This is a genomic window from Bacillus cereus group sp. MYBK30-2, assembly GCF_051915945.1.
GTDB lineage: Bacteria > Bacillota > Bacilli > Bacillales > Bacillaceae_G > Bacillus_A > Bacillus_A paramycoides.
On the sequence record NZ_JBQAFR010000010.1, the window covers coordinates 41630 to 62086 of the forward strand.

Consider the following 20457-nt stretch of genomic DNA (forward strand, 5'->3'; position numbering starts at 1 on the left):
GTCAAGTATCCCGTATTTTCCTGTTTAATAATGCAAAAAAAGCGATAGAATCTCTATCGCTTTACTTTTTCAAATTGCTATTTGTAAATTTAGATACGGATGACATCGCCTCTCCTGTATCTAAATATGTGATTTGAATTGGATCCCCCACTTCTGTAAACATAGCATATGGGAATTTCTTCGCAGGCACCATAAATACTTTTTGCTCATTTTCTAATAGTAGGTACACAATCGTATTTTCACCTGATTTTTCTTTATACACACGTTGTACAGTACCTTCTTTTTGCGCTTCTTTCCCATTTGAAGTCGGTCTAAATGAGTCACCACTTCCGCTCAGCGCATTTTTATAATTCTCAAGTGCTTCTTTTTGCGTCGAACCTGTTGCAAAAACTTTTGCATTGGAAGCATATATAACAGTATGAGCACGTACTAATCCCCCGTCATCAATAACCGGTACAATCCACGAAGGTTTACCGTATACGTTATAAATAACCGGCATCGTTCCATGCCATTTCTCTCTCTTAAAGGAATTATCCACTACTTCTGTAGCAGCCGAACCATCCATAATTCCCTTTACTTCTTTTCCGTTATAATAATACAGCTTCCCTGTACGTGCATCGACTAATGAGTAACCGAGGGCAGAATCTACTCCTTCTTTCGGAGAGGTGAAATCAGTAAAGTAATATAGAGTTCCATCCTTACCGAAGATTGGTGTAACTCCTTCTTTCGTCCCCCACTCAGTCGGGATCTTCATGTCAGTTTGTGAGAATTTCGTATTCCAAAATCCGTGAATATATTTCCCGAAGTACGTATTTAACGTAGATGCTGTTTCATGATTTAATACACCATCAACGAATTTAGGTGCATTCCCTTTATCATATCGTTTTACAGCTCCCGTTTCTGCATCAACAACGACAACGCCTTCTACTTCAAAACCTGATCTTCCTGAAATAAACTCACCGTACGTCATTGTATAATACGGTTTCCCTTTATCATCAACTTCAAATTTTGGTTTTCCTTTAAAAATCAAATCTGGCTCTGCTTTTCGAACGACACGTTCTAACTTATTACCGAAAAACATGCTTGGTACATACTTCATTTTATATCCAAGATGTAATTTCGCTTCCGCATCAGGATTTGTACCTGACATCGTTACGTAACCTGGTATTGTTCCTGCCTTACGCGCTTTAAAGAAACCTGACACTTCAATTGGTGCTACATACAAGGCTTCACCATTTACCATTTGTGGTGTTAATTCCCCTAGCTCAAAATAAGCTACTTTCGGAATATCACCAAATACCTTTTTCATTTTATTTTCCGCTGTTTTAGGTGGCACTGTAAACGGTTGATCATTTTCAGTAAATGGCTCTGAAATATCTTTCTCTACCTTCACGACAGAATCATATTTCTTTTGCGAGATTACTATATCATGTAAATAACCAAAATAGCCGTAACTTACGAGTAACACAAGCATTAGAAGTCCCTTTAAAGTACCTTCTAATTTCCCTATCTTATCTTGTGAAAATAAGACAATCCCAATCAAAATCGCTACTGCAACAGAATAATGAGTAAGAATTGAATCTACCCGATCATCAATTAACCAAAAATATTCATAGATTGCAATACCAATCCAAAATAAAACTGGAATAACTAAAATAGATGATTTCTTACCCTTTACAACCTTCTCATCTCCCCCTTTATCCACTGCGCGAAGTTTATTATCACTTCTTGTCCATGGAATCAAAAACAAAGTGAGAATAGCTAAAACTAAAAATTTCATCAAAGGCAATGTCCCCTCTTCTTTTGTCTTCTCCATAAGTATAACAAATAAAGGGGAATCAGGTAAAAATGGGAATGATTATATTTTTTTACTACTTAACACAAATCCACTCACCATATACAACACTGAGGCAATATAAAAAATTGTACCAATCGTAAAGAAATCCACTAAGTAGCCAGTTGCGATAATTGCTACTGCTCCCCCAATTGATGTCCATACATGGTACTTTCCAATTTCATAACCAGCTTCCTTATGCGCTACCTTTCGTGCCAACGACGTCTTCTCAGTATTACGCTGCACAGCACCTAAAACACCCATTAAAATTTGGAGAATATATACATGCCAAACTTCTGTTACGATTGGGAAACAAAGCATTAATATGGCCATAGACCAAGCGTATACAATTAATAGCTTTCTATCACCCACTCTATCAGAAATTCTCCCAACTAATGGATATACTAGCGCTGCAGTTAAAGCAAATAAGCCGTATGCCCAGCCAAACTGCGAGAAACTATTTCCAACATTCCGAAGCAATAGTATATAAAAAGGAAATACCATACTACCAGCCATCATAATAATGCTTTGTGAGGCTACAAATCTTCTATATGTCATTTGCTATACTCCTTATAAAATAAATTTACAAATCTTTCCCCCGGGTCTACCTCTTTCTTTTTCTGAAGAAATTCATCCACGCGAGGATACGCTTTCTTTAGCTGCTCCTTTGCCGGATAAGAATAATACGGCAAATAATAACTTCCGTTATGCTTTAAAGTAACATCAATCATCTTCTGAATAACCACTTTTGTTTTCTTTATTTCATCCTCAGAACGTCCTTGATTAATTAGAAGTACAAGCGCAAACATATCATCTTTCGCATAAGATAGCACCGCATTCTCATTCTTTTCTACGTAGCGAATTGTAATGTTAAGGAGATTTAATTCCTCTTCATTTAAAACACTTCGTAAATCATCTATATACTCTGCAAAGCCATCTATTGGTACAAAGTACTCTTGTAAAACTTCGGTCAAGTTTGGATTATCGTATTCCATAAAAGCACTATCAGATCTCATTACATTATTCCGAGTTTCGTACTTACCATCTGTACGTTCAAAATAGCTTCTTTGTATATCCCAAAATGCATTCTTTCCCCAATCACTATAACGTGATAACCCAAGCAAAAATTTTGGTGCAGCTATAATATTTTCCTCTTTTAATTTACTGTACTCTTTCAACTTTTGTTGATCTTCTGCCAATACATAATCTGTCACATACATTTCTTTCAAGAACGAATTCGAGGCCACAGAAATACGTCCTAAATGCATCCTTATATTCTCGTCCTTTTTCACCTTCTCCTTAAAATATGAAGAGTACTCCTTATAATCTATTACCTTCGTATGCGTTTCATATAATTCATCATTCGTTAACTTGAGCGTCACATCTAAAATCACGCCAAATAATCCATATCCTCCAATTACATACGGAAACAAGTCAGCATTCTCTTCTCTACTGACATTACGTACTGTACCATCTGCCATTAACAATCTGAACGACTCTACTGTATCAATCAATGCTTCATGACGAATATCACGCCCATGTACATTTACACTTAACGAACCGCCAACAGTAAAAATATTTTGAGATTGCATCACCTGAACTGCAAGGCCGTATGGATTTATTTTCTTCTGAATGTCATTCCATGTCACACCGCTTTGTACCCTAATCCTCTTCTTCCCCGGATTAAACTCTAATATTTCATTATAGCCTTTCATATCAAGCATCGTACCGTTCGGATAATACGTCTGTCCGCCCTGGCTATGTTGCATACCTGCAATGGAAATCTTCTCTCCAGAAACATTTGCATCTTGCACCAGCTTTTTTAACGAACTCTCATCCTCAGCATTTTCAACACGTTTAATCTTTGTTGGAAGCAACTTCCCTACATCGCTCATAATAGGATGATCCAATTGCTCTTTATATGTATGTATAGATGTCGCGAGCAACACTGTATACGTTACAATTGCAACCGCTATTTTTCTTTTTTTCAAATGGCACTCTCCTCGTTTGAAATTCTAATCTCACTAGTACTTCGTTCTATTCTTATTGTACCTACTTTCTTAAAAGGAAAATACTACACTGTAAAAAGAACTATCTTTCTTTTACTTATTATGAAGCGAAACTATAAGCATGATTTAAAAAACATTTAAATATGCTATAGAGGAAAATAACTTAATTCAGGAGGTCACTATGAAAGCAATTATTTGCACAAAATACGGGCCACCTAACGTTCTCAAGCTTCAAGACGTAAAGAAACCTACTCCTAAAAAGAATGAAGTATTAGTTAAGATTCACGCAACAAGTGTAACAACTGGAGATTGTAGAATGCGAAGCTTTACTAGTCCCCTTTTATTTTGGATTCCTATGCGAATTATATTAGGTTTTAGAAAACCGAGAAAGCCTATACTCGGTGTAGAGTTATCTGGTGAAATTGAGGAAGTAGGAACAGATGTAACTCAATTCAAAAAGGGAGATCACATCTTTGCATTAACAGGACTTAACGTTGGTGGTTATGCTGAATACACATGTGTACATGAAAGCGGATTGATAGCATTAAAACCTACCAATGTGACGTATGAGGAAGCTGCAGTTATTCCTTTCGGCGGAACTTCAGCATTACATTTTTTAGGAAAAGGGCACATAAAAAAAGGACAGCAAGTACTTATATATGGCGCCTCCGGATCAGTAGGTACCGCCGCTGTGCAACTTGCTAAACATTTCGGCGCGACTGTTACAGCTGTTTGTAGTAATTCAAATTTTGAGTTAGTAAAATCTTTAGGGGCTGATAACGCAATTGATTATACGAAAGAGGATTTTACTGAACGAGGCGAACGCTACGATATTATATTTGATGCAGTTGGGAAGCATCAAAAACAACATTGTAAGAAAGCATTAGCTCCTAACGGTAAATACGTGTCAGTCAATGGAACGATGGCAAAAGTGAGCAAAGAAGATATACTTCTACTAAAAAAGCTAACCGAAGTAGAAAAACTAAAGTCAGTTATTGATAGAACGTACCCATTAGAAGAAATTTCAGAAGCTCATACGTATGTGGAAACAGGACGCAAGAAGGGAAATGTCGTGATTACTATAGGAACATAAAAGTTTTCGAGCTAGATTTCATCTTTATCCCGCATTAACGGGCAGTAAGACTCCCACCTCAAAATTCGGCTGGAGCAAAGAAGTTAGGTGGGAGTCTTACTGCCTGTAAACGCCCGATTGGTTCAACTAATAATCAGTGGGGGATGAACAAAACCCCCACTGATTAAAGTTTCACTTTATAAAATACCCCTTTAGATCTATCTAAAGGGGTAAAAAACTTATCTTTTAAATCCACCTTCTGAATGAATGACCTGCCCTGTAATCCACTCTGCTTCTTCGCTCACTAAAAACTTAATAAGCCTCGCTGCATCTTTCGGTTCACCTATTCTGCCGAAAGGAAACATCGGTTTTAACCCTCTTTTTATCTCTTCTGTCATCCACCCCGTATCAGTTGGACCTGGATTAATTGCATTAACAGTTATACCTAAATGGGCTACCTCTGCTGACAAAGTACTAGTGAGAGCATCAATAGCTCCCTTCGTTGTTGCATAGGCTAGCTCTCCAGCCATAGGTCCTTTAAACTGTCCCGAAGTAATATTAACGATTCTACCACCAGATTTCTTCTTAAATCCACGTGCAAACTTACTACTTAACAATGTAGTCCCGCGAACATTTACCATATAATGCTTGTCTAATTCTTCTGCAGTCAAATTTGAGAAATCATTATTCTTAGAGTATGCCGCATTATTAATTAATATATCAGGGTACCCCATTTGTTCAGTAACTTTATTTATAAGCTGTTCCGGTGCATCGTTCCAAGTTAAATCTAACTCCATACTTGATACTTTCACACCGTTTTGTATTAGCTCTTCTTTTAATTGTATTTGTTCATTTTGATCAACGCCCCAAGGCATCTCTTTATCATACTTCGTCCAATACGTAAAAAATATATCGTATCCTGCTTCAGCTAATTCTTTACAAATCGCTGCCCCCATACCATCTAGACGACTAACACCTGTAACAACTGCTACTTTATTTTTTAATTGATTCATAATATACTCCTCCAAATTAAAGGCCGCATATTTTATATAAGAGATATAAACTTTCCCGCAAAAAAAGACAGATACATAAAATAGGCATCTATCCTTACAAAAGGGATGTACAAGCCAAATATGCAGTCCTTGAATGATTTATAGATAGTTAAATAGACCCTCACTAATGAGAGAGAAAAATTCATCAATCCAACTTCTAATCATTACAAGTTCATCCACATATCTAGTCTTTATCCCCTTTCAATATATCTCTATTTTTCATTCTAACAAAAAGATGGAATATTTCAAATAACAAAGATGATTTCACTTCTCCTGTAACAAAAAACATTGTGATTTACCTACATATAAGCTTTGACTATGTTTCTATTCACAATAACCATTAAGATATTAAAATAACAAAAATAACCATAAAAATCTGGTAAATAATGGTTTGTTTTTTATAATAAAACATGGGACTAATGTGAGATATGTTGTAAATGGTCTGATTATACAGACTCATCTAGTTTTAAACAAATAGGGGGAAGAGAAATGTCGAAAAAAGTAATTTCTTTATTTTCTACAGTAATCGTAGCAGCCTTTCTAATAACTGGCTGTGGTCAAAGCGATACGACAAATAAAGAACAAAAAGAAAATACAACCAAAGAAAGCAAAACAGAAAAAACGGGTACAACGAAAGAAAATAAACCTGAAGATAAAAAATCCGAAGATAAAAAGACGGAAGATACAGCTACTAACTCAAGCGATTATTCCAAGCTGATCTCCTATATGGAGAAAGAAACAGGTGGTAAAACAAAAGTTCTTTTTGAAAATAAGGAACCACAAATCTATAAAGCAGAGGATATTTCAGTATCACTTAATAGTTATACATTAGTTGAATTAAATGGCTTCCATACAGACTTTAACATCCCTTTTAATAATCAAACAGACGGTGGAGTTATTCTTGCAAATTATAGTGTGAAAAATAATTCAACTAAAGATATTTACTATATGCCGGCATTGGACATGTCATTTACTGGTGCTCAGAAAGTCTATAGTAACTATAAAGATTTAATCCCAAAAGAAGACCAGCTACCATCCAAGCTTGCTCCAACAAATGATTATTTAGTAAAAGCAGGCGAAACCATTTCTGGTTATATCGCTTATCCATTTGGAAAAGATGATTTAACAAAAATTTCAAGCCTATCAACAGTCTCCGTCAAAGTTCCAACTGCACAGGCTAATAAAGGAAAATTTGATGCCCCAATCGGTAGCCCTGGAAACTTTTCGTTAAGTTTGAACAAACAAGGCACTGAAAAGGTTGCAGCAGATAAAACTTTCTACCAAGATAAAGCTACCGCTAATAACATGGGCGATAAAAAAATGTTAAAAGAGAAATCAAGTATTAATAATAGTCAAGAATTAGGTGCTGTTAATGTTACATTAGATGGATACCAATTTACTCAATTCACACCAAATTCCGTCGAAGCTCCACGCTTTGCAAATTTCAAAAATGGTATTGTTCTATTAACAGTAAAATTCAAACTTGATAACAAAGATACTCAAGACGTTGCGCTATCTCCTATAAGCTCTACATTAAGAGTTAATGATGGTACACAATATACGCTTAGCGAAGGCATGCTTTTAAATTACGACTATAACGCTTCTGTTAAAACTGGAACATCTGGAGAGTTACTGCAAGTATACACATTAGATCAAGAACAATATGAAAAAATTTGGAAAGACAAAACCTTTGAGATTGAGTTAGGACCTATGAGAAATAAAGAGGCAAAAGATATTTCACAAGGTAAAAAAGCAAAATTTACATTACCTAAATAAATTACCAAATATATAATAAAAAAGGCATATAACATATGATTGTTATATGCCCTTTCTATTTTTATAAAAACAAGCCTTAACACAAATTTTTTATTTACGCCAAACTTAAACCCTTAGCGAACCACGAAAACCTCTGGCAGCATAATAAGATTCTGCTCCATTGTGATACACGAAAACGTGCCCGAAGCGATAATCGCAAAAAATGGCACCACCGAGTTCTCTAATATCAGAAGGTGTTTGTACCCAACTCGATGATTTCATGTCGAAATTCCCAAGTTGTTGCAACTTCCGATATTGTTCTTCGGTTAATAGTTCAATGCCCATTGCAGTTGCCATATCAATAGCGTTATTTTCTGGTTTATGTTTTTTTCTTGACTCTAGCGCTTCAAGATCATAACAAAGGCTTCTGCGACCTTTAGGACTTTCCGCTGAACAATCATAGAAAGTATACTCGTCCTTCCCTTTATCATAACTAACAACATCCGGCTCGCCGCCAGTTATCTCCATTTCATTGAGAGACCACAGTTTTTCAGTATTAGCATCTATTTTTGTTTGGACTTTAGCCCATTCAATACCTTCATGACGATTCATATTTTTCTCAAAACGGGCTTTCAATGCTCCGAGTAATTCTTCACGCTGTTCTATTGATAACTCTTTTTTATTCTCTGTCATGTTATTATTCTCCTTATTGCTTTTACTTATAATGGTTTAAATATATATTTAATAATAATGTGAAACTTTAATCAGTGGGAGTCTTACTATCCACAAATAGCGGGATAAATTGTATATTTTATTAAATCCACTTTTCAACAATTCGGCCCCTTAACGAAACGGCTTATTGTCACTCAGCAGTTCCTTAATCGTTCTTGTAATTCCAAATGTTCTTTTCCTTTTCAATATAAAAACACCCTGTTAGATAATCATATCCACCAGGGTGTTACGTTGCAACTTTTTAAAAGTAGTTAACCTTTATTTCAATTCTATAATAAATGTAGGTGTTAAAAAAAGTTTGATCATTTTATTTAATATATCTTTTTTTGTTCCGTAGATAAATCAATTGTACTAAAGTATCCATTTATTAATCATAAAACCCTAAAATCTTTCATACTTTCTCCAAGAATATAGTGTGAAAACCACATCAAATTCTGCTTCATAATAGCCACATTAATTCCTGGCTGGTCAGAACTATACGCCATTCCTTTAAATATAATTAATTCTGTATCAACTTCCATATCCCTTAATCCTTGATATAACTCATATGCATTTAGAGTTGGAATTCTTGCATCCTTTTCACCATGTTGGATTAAGGTGGGAGTACAGGCTGATTTAATATATGTCATTGGTGATGTTTTAGTATATATCTCTGGATCATTCCATGGATTATTTCCTAAATACATCCTAATAAAGTAAGGTATATCTGTATTTACATAATGGGTACTCCAATTAGTAATTCCACCTCCAACTGAAATAGCTTTAAATCTACTACTAAATGTAGAACAGAAAGCTGATATATATCCCCCGTTACTCCACCCCATAATCCCTACTCTATCTTTATCTGCAATCCCTTTGTCAACTAGTTTATCCACTCCAGATATAACATCATCGTAGTCAGCAATTCCCTGTTTTCTATAGTTTGCTTTTAAGAATTCATTACCATAACCAGAACTTCCCCTGTAGTTTGGTTCTAAAACTATAAAGCCTTTTTCGATAAACTGTTCAATAGGATATTTCTCATTAAAACAGTCTGAAAATATTGGAAAAGATGCCCAAGCCGGACCACCATGGATTACCACTAATAAGGGATATTTTTCATTTGCGTCAAACTCTACTGGGGTTGATAAAACACCCTCTATTTCAAGACCATCACTACTTTTCCATGAGATTATTTCCCTGTTACTTTTAAGCTTTCCTTTGAAAAAGCTATTTTCACTCGTTATTTTTTTATCATCTAAATAGATTTCAAAGTTTTCATTTGTTATAGCCTTATTGTAGGATATATGATTTCCATCCCTTGTTATAGAAGCATCCATTATAAAGATATCTACTTTTTCGCTTAACATTTCCACAGTGCCATCCTCAGATAGCAACCCAATAAGATAATTAGTTTTATTCTGCCATCTAATTAAAATTCCTTTAGCTGTCCACCGTAATGGAATAACCGTACTATCAAAATCTGTTAAAGGTTGAATTAGCTCTCCACTATTAATATCATATATCTCTAATGTACTGTCTTGTATATGAGTCTTATAGTAATCCTTCTCCCTTATACTTGCTGAGTAACATATTTTGCTGCCTTCAGGAGAAAAACAAACGCTCCCTCCCAACAACTTATCTATATTCAGCTTTTGTAACTCTCCAGCTTTAATATCTAATATGTATAGATCCCCATTTATATAATCTCCCATATTTGAGCTTGATGTAGCCATAAATACAACCTTTTTCCCATCATTTGAAATATCAAATTCATGGATATGAAAATCCTTTCCATCAGTTAGTTGATAAACAACGCTATTTTCGTGTTCATATTTATCATTTTGTATCACTTTTTCTATTTCAATGTAGTATAAACAATTATTTTGGTATTCCTTACCTATATGATGGAAATCCCCATATAGTTCCTTACGTTTCTTTATCACCTCAGATTCTTTTGACTGTGCAACATAATAAAAACCCTTGCCAGTAGGCTCCCATTTGAATTTACTGACCCCTTCTTTCTCATCAGTAATTTGAACCCCACTATAACCATCTATTGACTTAACAAAGATTTGATTTTTCTTATCATCCCCGTCACCAACTGGGCTAAGGTATGCGATATCCCTAGAATTTGGAGACCATAATGGGTATGTACTATCTATATCCCCAGTTGTTAGTGGGTAACTCTGCCCCTTATCTTTTTCATATATCCATACATGATTCCTATATTTATTGTCTTTCCAGTTAGCTGTCTTCTTGACAAATGCTACATTTTTGCCATCATCACTTATGTTTGTACCTGATAAGGTTGGTAATGAAATAATCTCTTCTATACTTAGATATGCTTTTTCATTCATTTTCATTAATAAACCCCCTCGTAATGCCTAGTAATCTAATTTGTTCAATAAAGTGAACCTTTAATCAGTGGGTTTTTTCATTCACGAATAGCCAAAATAACAACAGAAAATTCAGTCAAATAAAAGTAGTTCCGTTCCAAATCCGATAAAAACTCATGTTGTCTGCCGGTTTTTATACCTTTTAATCTTATTGACCGACCTAATGAGGAAATATCTTGAATTTTAAGCTAAGGCTGATAATCTCTCCCACTGCCAGTTCCTCACCCCTCTTTAATCCACTTATCGATTTTAGATGTTCTTTCTCTTTTCGACACAAAAATACCCCTTTAGATAATCATATCCAAAGGGGTAAAGCTTCACAACTTTTTTATAAACGTCGCGACTTTATTTTAAACTTCGCAACTTTATTTCAAATCCATAATAAACTCGTTACTCTACCAATCTCCTACTCAACCGTAACAGATTTAGCTAAGTTACGTGGCTTATCAACGTCACACTCGCGGTGAAGTGCTGCGTAGTATGAGATAAGTTGTAATGGAATAACTGCTACTAGCGGTGCTAGTGCTTCATGTACAGCTGGTAATACGAAGCTGTCGCCTTCCATTTCTAAGCCTTTCATTGAGATGATACATGGGTTAGCTCCGCGTGCTACTACTTCTTTCACGTTACCGCGAATTCCAAGGTTTACGTGCTCTTGTGTAGCAAGGGCGATAACTGGTGTACCGTTTTCGATTAAGGCGATTGTACCGTGTTTTAATTCTCCTCCAGCAAAGCCTTCTGCTTGGATGTAAGAGATTTCTTTTAGTTTTAACGCACCTTCTAAACCTACGAAGAAGTCTACGCTACGTCCAATGAAGAAGCAGTTACGCGTTGTTGCTAAAAATTGTTTTGCTAATGCGTCCATTTCTTCTTTTTGATCACAAAGTACTACCATTGCGTTTGCTACAAGTCCTAATTCATGTGTTAAATCGAACTCAAGAACTTCACCTTTTGCTTTTGCAATGTCAGCCGCTAAGATTGAAAGCACTGCAAGCTGAGCTGTGTATGCTTTCGTCGATGCAACTGCGATTTCTGGTCCTGCGTATAATGGAAGTGTATAATCAGCTTCACGAGAAAGCGTAGAACCAGGTACATTTGTAATTGTTAATGCTTTATGACCCATTTCATTTGTTTGCACAAGTACTGCACGGCTATCTGCTGTTTCACCACTTTGTGAGATGTAAATGAAGAATGGTCTTTCTGTTAATAATGGCATGTTGTAAGAGAATTCACTTGCTACGTGTACTTCAACTGGTACTTTCGCAAATTTCTCAATGAATTGCTTTCCAACAAGACCTGCATGATAGCTTGTTCCGCATGCAATGATATAAATACGATCGCTATCTAAAATTGCATTACGGATATCTGCATCCAGTTCAATCTCGCCATTTTCACCTTGGTACTTTTGAATAATATTACGGATTACAAGTGGTTGCTCATCGATTTCTTTTAGCATGAAATGAGGATACGTTCCTTTTTCAATATCACTTGCGTCTAATTCCGCTGTATAAGGTGCACGTTCAATCGTTTCACCTTGTAAGTTTTTAATTGTAATACTTTCTTTTGTTACGATTACGATTTCTTTATCCATTAACTCGATAAATTGATCTGTAACTTGTAACATCGCCATAGCGTCGCTCGCCACAACATTAAAGTTGTCACCAACACCTACTAATAGCGGGCTTTTGTTTTTAGCAACATAAATCATGTTTGGATTTTCAGCATCAAGTAGTCCGATTGCATAAGAACCATGTAAAAGAGATAACGTGTTACGGAATGCATCTTCTACACTTAGTCCTGTGCTTACTTGTTGTTCCATAAGCTGTACGATAACTTCTGTATCTGTCTCACTTACGAACGTTACATCTTGTAAATATTCCTTTTTCACTAACTCATAGTTTTCAATTACACCGTTATGAACTAGTGTAAAGCGTTTTGATGTACTTTGATGCGGATGCGCGTTTACTTTGCTTGGAACACCGTGTGTAGCCCAGCGTGTATGACCGATTCCCACACTTGCTGCTACGTTCTCATCTACGATTTCGCGAAGTTTTGCAATACGGCCTTTTTCTTTGTATACAACAACACCGTTCTCTGCTTGTACTGCAATACCTGCTGAATCATATCCACGATATTCTAGCTTTTCTAAACCTTTTAATAAAATTTCCTTTGCATCTTGCTCTCCAATAAATCCTACGATTCCACACATGTTTAGTCGCCGTTACAAATGCTTACACTGCTCTGCGAACATGTAACGACATAGTCCGATACCATTTATTTATATTAAAAAAACGGATTACATATTGCTAGCCCTGTAAGCTTGTAACGGCTTTCACCTTCCTCTCAATTGGGTTTAAGTCCGTATACACTTATACAGCTAGTTTTCATCCGTTCCTTTTCTCTCATCACACTTTCACCTTTGTCCACTAAGTCACCTTAATGTTTTAAGTAAAAGCTTGCGGTTGTGATAAACAACCGGGAGTCATCCGCCGAAATCTCGATAAACTCCACCTCGTCAACTACACTACTTGTAGTTCTGGCGCTTTTATAATTTACAATATTTACTTTGAGAAAAAGAACAAGACCATCTTATAACAAACAATATAAACCGTCAATGAAATTTTTTTCATTGTCTATAAAACATATGAAAAAGGAGCACTTCTTGTGCTCCTTTTAAAACAAATTTAGCAAATTATTCGGCGCCAACTTCAGCTTTCACAACTTCTACAATACGGTGTACATAAGCATCACAAACTTCTTGTGTTGGTGCTTCTGCCATTACGCGAATAAGTGGCTCTGTTCCAGATGGACGAACAAGAATACGGCCATCGCCGTTCATTTCTTCCTCTACAACACGAATAATCTCTTTAATTTTTTCATTTTCTAATGCTAGTTTTTTATCTGTTACACGAACATTTACTAGTAATTGTGGGAATTTCGTCATCTCACCTGCAAGCTCAGATAATGGTTTTTTCGTCATTTTCATGATGTTTACAAGTTGAAGTGCACTTAACATTCCGTCACCAGTTGTAATGTAATCAAGTAAGATAATGTGACCTGATTGCTCTCCGCCCAGATTATATCCACCACTCTTCATTTCTTCCATTACGTAGCGGTCACCAACTGCTGTTTTATCACTTGTAATACCGTTTGCTTCAAGTGCTTTATAGAAACCTAGGTTACTCATAACTGTTGAAACAACTGTATTATGTTTCAATTGACCAGTTTCTTTCATGTACTTCGCACAAATGAACATAATTTGATCGCCATCAACGATGTTTCCTTTTTCGTCTACTGCGATTAAACGGTCTCCATCGCCATCAAAAGCAAGTCCGATGTCAGCACCTTTTTCTTTTACTAATTCAGCTAATACTTCTGGATGTGTAGATCCTACACCTTCATTAATATTCATACCATTCGGTGAAGTTCCCATTGTTGAAATGTCGGCTTCTAAATCTGCAAATAAATATGGAGCTAAAGAAGATGTAGCACCATGTGCACAATCTAAAGCGATATGTAGACCAGAGAAATCTTCCTCTACAGTTTGTTTAATGTATTGTAAATATTTTTGTCCACCTTCAAAATAATCACTCACTTGTCCAAGGTTAGTGCCTGTTGGACGTGGTAATTCGTCAACTTCTTTGTCTAATAACGCTTCAATTTCTGCTTCTTGCTCATCCGTTAATTTAAAACCGTCTGAACCGAAGAACTTAATTCCGTTATCTTGTACTGGATTATGAGATGCAGAAATCATAACACCTGCTTGTGCATCTAACGCCTTTGTTAAATAAGCCACACCTGGTGTAGAAATAACACCAAGACGCATTACTTCTGCTCCAGTTGATAATAGACCTGCTACTAAGGCCCCTTCTAACATATGTCCAGATACACGTGTATCACGGCCGATAATTACTTTTGGACGGTCTGTATCTTTTGTTAATACATAGCCTCCAAAACGTCCAATTTTGAACGCTAATTCAGGTGTTAACTCCTTGTTCGCAACCCCGCGTACTCCATCTGTACCAAAATATTTACCCATTATGATTCGCTCCTTTTTCTTGCTCTTTTTGATTATCTACTGTTGGTTCTTTGCTCGGTTCTTGACCAGTTTCTTTGTCTTTATCTTTATTTTTTTCCTGATCCTTTTCTGGACCTGGTTCAGGATTTTTTGGCTTTTCAGTTTGATTTCCCTGATTGTTTGTTGAATCCGGGTGTTCAATATTACCCTGTACTTCTTTATCTGGCTTTTCTTTCTTCACAATTGTAACTTTAGCACTTTTTTGTTTTGGCTCGATCGAAATATTACCAGGACCGCTTACTTGAATAGAAATATCTTTTGTTCCCGGAGATGCATTTTGTAGATTAATCACCGCTGTTATTTGAGCAGCTGTTATTTTATCTACTATACTTGCTTCTCCTGAAATATCAACGCTTATCTTCCCATCCTGCGGCGAAAGTAGCTGAGCAGTAACATCGTTCGGAATTCCATTTTTTTGAATCGGGATACCATCAATAGTTTTACTTTTCGTTTGCTTTACTTTTTGTACCCCTACTGAAACCTTCACTTGATTTGGTTTTGCACTTGTGACACCCTTTGGCAATAAAACAGAGGCATCGAATGTTGTAGAATCCGTCAATTGACTAAGATCTACCTCGACCCCCTCTATAGATTGTATATTATCCAAAATGTCTTTTGGACCAGCTATCGTTACTTCTCCTGGTTCAACATTAATATTTGTAACAGCTAAACCTTCTGGTAAATTCCCTTTTTTCGCATATGTTAAAGGAACTGTTTTTTCTACGTTATTTGCTGTAGCTTGTGTCGCTACATTCACTGTTACACTTATTTTAGATGGATTCGTTTTTACATTTAAACGTTTTCCTTCTTTATTGTACAATGTAACCTCCGCTGTTTTTGTAACGGTTTTATTAACACCTTTTAAATCTATATATGCCTTAGCAGATGAAATACTTTCTATTTCTTCTTTTGTTCCAACTACTTCAACAGTGTCAGGCTTAATACTTGATTTCTCAACGGTAGCACCTGCTGGCATCTGATCTTCATTGGATAATTTTAAATCTACATGAACATACTTTTTCGCTTTTTCATGAAGAGTGACTTTAATTGTTGATGGTTGAACTGTCCCTTTCACTTCATCTGGAAGCCCGTTCGCTTTTAAAGAAACTTCATAAGTTCCTTTTGGACGGCCTTCTAAATCAACTGGTATATCAAATTGTCTTTTGTTTTTTGTTGCAGCAACCGCTGCTTTGGGACCTTCTAATTTTACCTTGACTCCCTCTGCTGGAATACCACTTACAATATACTTCTCTTCGTCATACTTAAGGTTAATAGCATAATTAGTTAATGTTTCTTTCCCTTCATTTACGAAAGGTAATACACTCGATGTCGTATTTTTGTCAGTTAAAGTTGCTGACATAAAAAGCATACACGCCAATAGTAATGAGATTCCTTTTAAAAACCAATGATTCTCCATTAACTTATCCATGACGCTTTCTCCTCCAATTCCATAAAGACGAAGAAGTCGTTTTTTCGTTCCCACTAAATTCTGCTAACAACATATCCTTCAGCTGTTCTGTCTTCAAATCACGATGTAACTTACCGTTTTTCGTTAAAGAAATTTGACCTGTTTCTTCCGACACAACTACTGTAATACTATCAGTGACTTCACTTACTCCCATTGCAGCGCGATGTCGTGTTCCTAACTCCTTCGAAATAAAAGGACTTTCTGATAACGGAAGATAACATGCTGCTGCTTTAATTGTACTTCCTTGCATAATTACTGCTCCGTCATGAAGAGGGGTATTAGGGATAAAAATATTAATGAGTAATTCCGATGACACATATGCATTCAGCGGAATACCCGTTTCTACATAATCACCCATCCCAGTCTCTTTTGACAAAGTGATTAATGCACCAATTCTACGTTTTCCCATATATTCCGTTGCTTTCGCAATCGCTGTTGCAACAATTTCAGGTTCATCTTCCTCGTGAGTTCCCACACGCGAAAATAAGCTCCCCCGTCCTAGCTGCTCAAGTGCTCTTCGCAATTCTGGCTGAAAGATAATAATAACGGCTAAAAATCCCCACGTTAATACTTGTTCCGTTAGCCAATATAGCGTATGCAATTCAAGTAAAATACTAATCATCCGGACGACAATAATAACTGTAATACCTTTTAAAAGTTGCACAGCTTTCGTACCACGGATTATAAGAATTAGCTTATATATAATAAACCATACAACAGCAATATCTAATGCCGTACTAAGATATTTCAAAATGGTCGTATCTTCAAAAGGCATGCTAACCCTTCCTCCTACTTACGAGCAATTCTATCCATATATTGAAATATTATTTTATGCTCTATCTGTATGTATTTCCAACAACTAGTTAATTATACCATACATGAAACAAACGACAATTACAAACGACCCCCTTCAGCTTAAATTGGTAAGATGTCAAACTTTCTTATCCTACAGTATAATATAAGTCATTATTATACGCCTATTTTCAAATAAAAAAAGCAACTTCTCAGTTGCTTTTCTTACATTTATTTTAGTTTTTCACCGAATAAAGAACCCATTAAAGCAACCGCTGTTGTCGCTGTTCTGTTTCTCTCATCTAAAATCGTATTTACTTCAACAAATTCAGCAGATGTAACAATATCAGCCTCTGCTAACATCTCCATCGCTAAGTGGCTTTCACGATAAGATAGACCACCAATTACAGGCGTTCCAACTCCTGGTGCATCATGAGGATCAAGACCATCTAAATCTAATGATAAATGAACACCATCAGTATGAGATAAATACGCAATTGTTTCTTCCATAACAGCTGTCATACCCATACGATCAATTTCATGCATTGAGAATACTTTAATACCTTCATTGCGAATAAAGTCTTTTTCTCCTTCATCTAATGCGCGTGCACCGATAATTACAACGTTCTCTTTTTTCACCTTCGGGTATGCCTCGTATAAATTTACAAGTGCAGGATGTCCATAGCCTAAACTTGCAGCAAGTGACATACCGTGAATATTTCCAGATGGTGAAGTTTCTTCTGTATTTAAATCACCATGTGCATCATACCAAATAACACCTAAATTTTTATAATGTTTCGCTACACCAGCTAGCGTACCGATAGCAATACTATGGTCACCACCTAATACAAGTGGAAAACGACCTTCTTCTATAATATGATCAACCTTAGTTGCTAACTCGTTACATACAGTTGCAACTTGTGTAAGGTTTCTTAGTTTTGTATTTTCATCTACTTCTTTTTCTCTCTCTATACATATATCTCCCATATCTTTTACGTCATATCCAATTTGTTCAATTCTTTCAACTACCCCTGCATAACGGATCGCGCTTGGTCCCATATCAACCCCACGACGCATCTGTCCTAAATCCATTGGAACTCCAATAACTGAGATTTCTTTTTTCATAGATAGTATCCCCCTTTTATGCCTTCACTAAATATTTTAAATCTTTTATATAGTCTGACTCAACTCGACATTTTCCTGCATGGATATACAATTTATGCACTTATATTTGCGTTGAAATCCAAATTTTAAGACTATTCTATGCATAAAATTAACTTAATGAAACAACTAGCTTCTCTATCAACTAATACAATAAGCTAATAATCAGTGCGTTTTTCCATCCCTCACTGATTATTAGCTCTCACCAATCGTGCTTTTACTAGCTGTCCGCAAATGGAAGGATAAAAAATAACGCTTCTACATTTAGAAGCGTTTTTCTGACGCTAATTTCCACACTGCTGCAATATTTTTCGCTGTCATTTCGATATTCTCTTCTGCTACTTTATATGCCTCTTCTAATGTCATTGGACTTGCTGTAGTACTAAATACTGCATCAATTCCCTTTTCATAAACAGTTGTATAATTCGGGGATACTGATCCACCAATAGCAATTACAGGAATATGAAGACCTTTCGCACGCCCCGCAACACCAACAGGTGCCTTTCCATAAGCCGTTTGTTCATCTATTCTGCCCTCACCAGTTACAATAAGATCAGCACCTTCTATACGCTTATCAAAATTTGTATAATCTAATACAATTTCAATTCCTTTTCGTAGTTTTCCCTTTAACACTGCAACGACAGCTGCTCCCATTCCTCCAGCTGCTCCAGCACCAGGCATTTCAGATACATCAAAAGATACATACTGTTTAAGTATATTAGCATAATGTTTTAAATTCTCATCTAGCTCTTTCATCATCTCTACATTCGCACCCTTTTGTCTCCCAAATACAAAAGATGCTCCCCTCGGTCCAACTAACGGATTGTCCACATCACATGCTGCCTCTATCTTTATGTTCTCTAAGCGTGAATCAATCCTAGAAAGGTCAACAGCAGTAATGAACTGTAATGTCCCTCCAGAAGGCTCTATTGCTTCACCTTTCCCATTTATAAACCTTACTCCTAAAACTGACAGCATACCTGCCCCACCATCATTTGTAGCACTTCCTCCAAGTCCTAAGATAATATGTTTTGCTCCTTGATCTAGCGCATGCAATATAAGTTCTCCAGTCCCTTTCGTCGTTGTAATAAGTGGGTTTCTCTTTTCAATCGGAACGTGTTGTAGTCCTGATGCTGCTGCCATTTCAATAAATGCTGTCTTCTTATCCTTAGACATACCGTAAAAAGCCTGTATGCTCTCTCCAAGTGGCCCTGTCACATTAAGTGATATAATTCTCCCCCTTGTAGCATCAACAAGGGATTCGACCGTTCCTTCGCCTCCATCTCCAATCGGTACCTTAACGTACTCTGCTTTAGGAAAAACTGCTGCAAAACCTCTTTCAATAGCTTCACATACCCCCATAGCTTTCAAACTTTCTTTATATGAATCAGATGCGATGACAACTTTCATAATTATCCCCCGTTCCTTATTTACACCTTTTCTTCATTTTAAACGACAAATACAAAAGTTGCCTTTCCCAGTAAAATTTAAGCACAAAAAAAGCTTACATCATTTGATGTAAGCTTTCCCCATTTATATGGAGCCTAGCGGGATCGAACCGCTGACCTCCTGCGTGCAAGGCAGGCGCTCTCCCAGCTGAGCTAAGGCCCCTTAGTAATTAAGCGGAAGACGGGATTCGAACCCGCGACCCCAACCTTGGCAAGGTTGTATTCTACCACTGAACTACTTCCGCGAAAATGGTGAGCCATGAAGGATTCGAACCTTCGACCCTCTGATTAAAAGTCAGATGCTCTACCAACTGAGCTAATGGCTCGTAAATGGCTGGGCTAGCTGGATTCGAACCAGCGCATGACGGAGTCAAAGTCCGTTGCCTTACCGCTTGGCTATAGCCCATTAATATTTACTAGTATGGTTATCTTTTCAAAAAAATAAACCTTCTCAGGTTATTTTAAAGAAAATGGTGGAGGGGGGCAGATTCGAACTGCCGAACCCGAAGGAGCGGATTTACAGTCCGCCGCGTTTAGCCACTTCGCTACCCCTCCGACATTTAAAAATATATGGTGGAGGATGACGGGATCGAACCGCCGACCCCCTGCTTGTAAGGCAGGTGCTCTCCCAGCTGAGCTAATCCTCCAAAAGTGGTGACCCGTACGGGATTCGAACCC

At 36.7% G+C, this 20457-nt stretch carries 14 protein-coding genes, 6 tRNA genes and 2 pseudogenes; 2 read left to right on the top strand and 20 right to left on the bottom strand.

All coding sequences use genetic code 11. The features are described from left to right. Window positions 1-61 precede the first annotated feature (61 nt). The 3 genes from ACTFQM_RS25600 to ACTFQM_RS25610 all read right to left on the bottom strand — a co-directional run bounded on the left by ACTFQM_RS25600 (window position 62) and on the right by ACTFQM_RS25610 (window position 3825). Window positions 62-1780: a DUF3981 domain-containing protein gene (locus tag ACTFQM_RS25600; protein ID WP_440036823.1), complete on the bottom strand. Its 1719-nt coding sequence runs from the start codon at window positions 1778-1780 to the stop codon at window positions 62-64. A 78-nt stretch (window positions 1781-1858) separates the two neighbouring features. Then, complete coding sequence (locus tag ACTFQM_RS25605; RefSeq protein WP_440036803.1) at window positions 1859-2392, bottom strand: MFS transporter; 534 nt, start codon at window positions 2390-2392, stop codon at window positions 1859-1861. After that, window positions 2389-3825: an FAD-binding oxidoreductase gene (locus tag ACTFQM_RS25610; RefSeq protein ID WP_440036805.1), complete on the bottom strand. Its 1437-nt coding sequence runs from the start codon at window positions 3823-3825 to the stop codon at window positions 2389-2391. Before ACTFQM_RS25610 ends, ACTFQM_RS25605 begins: the two co-directional genes overlap by 4 nt. Before the next feature lie 199 nt (window positions 3826-4024). Between ACTFQM_RS25610 and ACTFQM_RS25615 the strand changes: the two genes are divergently transcribed. Next, entirely contained in the window at window positions 4025-4936 is a 912-nt protein-coding gene (locus ACTFQM_RS25615; RefSeq protein WP_440036807.1) for an NAD(P)-dependent alcohol dehydrogenase, read from the top strand. A gap of 218 nt (window positions 4937-5154) precedes the next feature. Here ACTFQM_RS25615 and ACTFQM_RS25620 read toward each other — a convergent pair whose 3' ends face one another. Continuing rightward, window positions 5155-5928, bottom strand: a complete 774-nt coding sequence (locus tag ACTFQM_RS25620; protein WP_440036808.1) for an SDR family oxidoreductase — start codon at window positions 5926-5928, stop codon at window positions 5155-5157. 528 nt (window positions 5929-6456) lie between these two features. Between ACTFQM_RS25620 and ACTFQM_RS25625 the strand changes: the two genes are divergently transcribed. Beyond that, window positions 6457-7743 (top strand): DUF5068 domain-containing protein, encoded by a 1287-nt coding sequence (locus ACTFQM_RS25625; RefSeq protein ID WP_440036809.1) that lies wholly within the window; start codon window positions 6457-6459, stop codon window positions 7741-7743. 105 nt (window positions 7744-7848) lie between these two features. On the opposite strand, the gene ACTFQM_RS25630 is transcribed toward ACTFQM_RS25625, so the two are convergent. The 16 genes and pseudogenes from ACTFQM_RS25630 to ACTFQM_RS25705 all read right to left on the bottom strand — a co-directional run bounded on the left by ACTFQM_RS25630 (window position 7849) and on the right by ACTFQM_RS25705 (window position 20426). After that, a complete protein-coding gene (locus tag ACTFQM_RS25630) occupies window positions 7849-8415 on the bottom strand; it encodes a DUF4256 domain-containing protein (protein ID WP_440036810.1) in 567 nt (188 codons plus the stop codon). Window positions 8416-8825: 410 nt separating this feature from the next. Further along, the gene (locus tag ACTFQM_RS25635; RefSeq protein WP_440036812.1) at window positions 8826-10799 is read right to left on the bottom strand and encodes a S9 family peptidase; all 1974 of its coding nucleotides are present in this window, start codon (window positions 10797-10799) and stop codon (window positions 8826-8828) included. A 74-nt stretch (window positions 10800-10873) separates the two neighbouring features. Continuing rightward, window positions 10874-11107, bottom strand: a pseudogene (locus ACTFQM_RS25640) (TnsA endonuclease N-terminal domain-containing protein); the annotation flags it as partial. Window positions 11108-11238: 131 nt separating this feature from the next. Continuing rightward, window positions 11239-13041 (bottom strand): glutamine--fructose-6-phosphate transaminase (isomerizing), encoded by a 1803-nt coding sequence (gene glmS / locus ACTFQM_RS25645; protein ID WP_002175412.1) that lies wholly within the window; start codon window positions 13039-13041, stop codon window positions 11239-11241. Between the two features lie 12 nt (window positions 13042-13053). Next, a pseudogene (locus ACTFQM_RS25650) lies at window positions 13054-13238 on the bottom strand (hypothetical protein). Between the two features lie 286 nt (window positions 13239-13524). Then, on the bottom strand, window positions 13525-14871 hold the full coding sequence (gene glmM / locus ACTFQM_RS25655; protein WP_002175413.1) for a phosphoglucosamine mutase: 1347 nt from the start codon (window positions 14869-14871) through the stop codon (window positions 13525-13527). Continuing rightward, window positions 14864-16339 (bottom strand): CdaR family protein, encoded by a 1476-nt coding sequence (locus ACTFQM_RS25660; RefSeq protein WP_002175414.1) that lies wholly within the window; start codon window positions 16337-16339, stop codon window positions 14864-14866. The genes glmM and ACTFQM_RS25660 overlap by 8 nt, the downstream gene beginning before the upstream one ends. Then, on the bottom strand, window positions 16332-17153 hold the full coding sequence (cdaA, locus tag ACTFQM_RS25665; RefSeq protein WP_002175415.1) for a diadenylate cyclase CdaA: 822 nt from the start codon (window positions 17151-17153) through the stop codon (window positions 16332-16334). The genes ACTFQM_RS25660 and cdaA overlap by 8 nt, the downstream gene beginning before the upstream one ends. 248 nt (window positions 17154-17401) lie before the next feature. Beyond that, a complete protein-coding gene (gene rocF / locus ACTFQM_RS25670; RefSeq protein ID WP_002175417.1) occupies window positions 17402-18295 on the bottom strand; it encodes an arginase in 894 nt (297 codons plus the stop codon). A gap of 300 nt (window positions 18296-18595) precedes the next feature. Beyond that, a complete protein-coding gene (locus tag ACTFQM_RS25675; protein WP_440036815.1) occupies window positions 18596-19741 on the bottom strand; it encodes a glycerate kinase in 1146 nt (381 codons plus the stop codon). A 128-nt stretch (window positions 19742-19869) separates the two neighbouring features. Further along, a tRNA-Ala gene (locus ACTFQM_RS25680) sits at window positions 19870-19942 on the bottom strand. Window positions 19943-19952: 10 nt separating this feature from the next. Further along, window positions 19953-20024 (bottom strand) — tRNA-Gly (locus ACTFQM_RS25685). 5 nt (window positions 20025-20029) lie between these two features. Continuing rightward, window positions 20030-20105 (bottom strand) — tRNA-Lys (locus tag ACTFQM_RS25690). 5 nt (window positions 20106-20110) lie between these two features. After that, window positions 20111-20185 (bottom strand) — tRNA-Gln (locus ACTFQM_RS25695). A gap of 65 nt (window positions 20186-20250) precedes the next feature. Continuing rightward, window positions 20251-20334, bottom strand: a tRNA-Tyr gene (locus ACTFQM_RS25700). Window positions 20335-20350: 16 nt separating this feature from the next. Next, window positions 20351-20426 (bottom strand) — tRNA-Val (locus ACTFQM_RS25705). Window positions 20427-20457 lie beyond the last annotated feature (31 nt).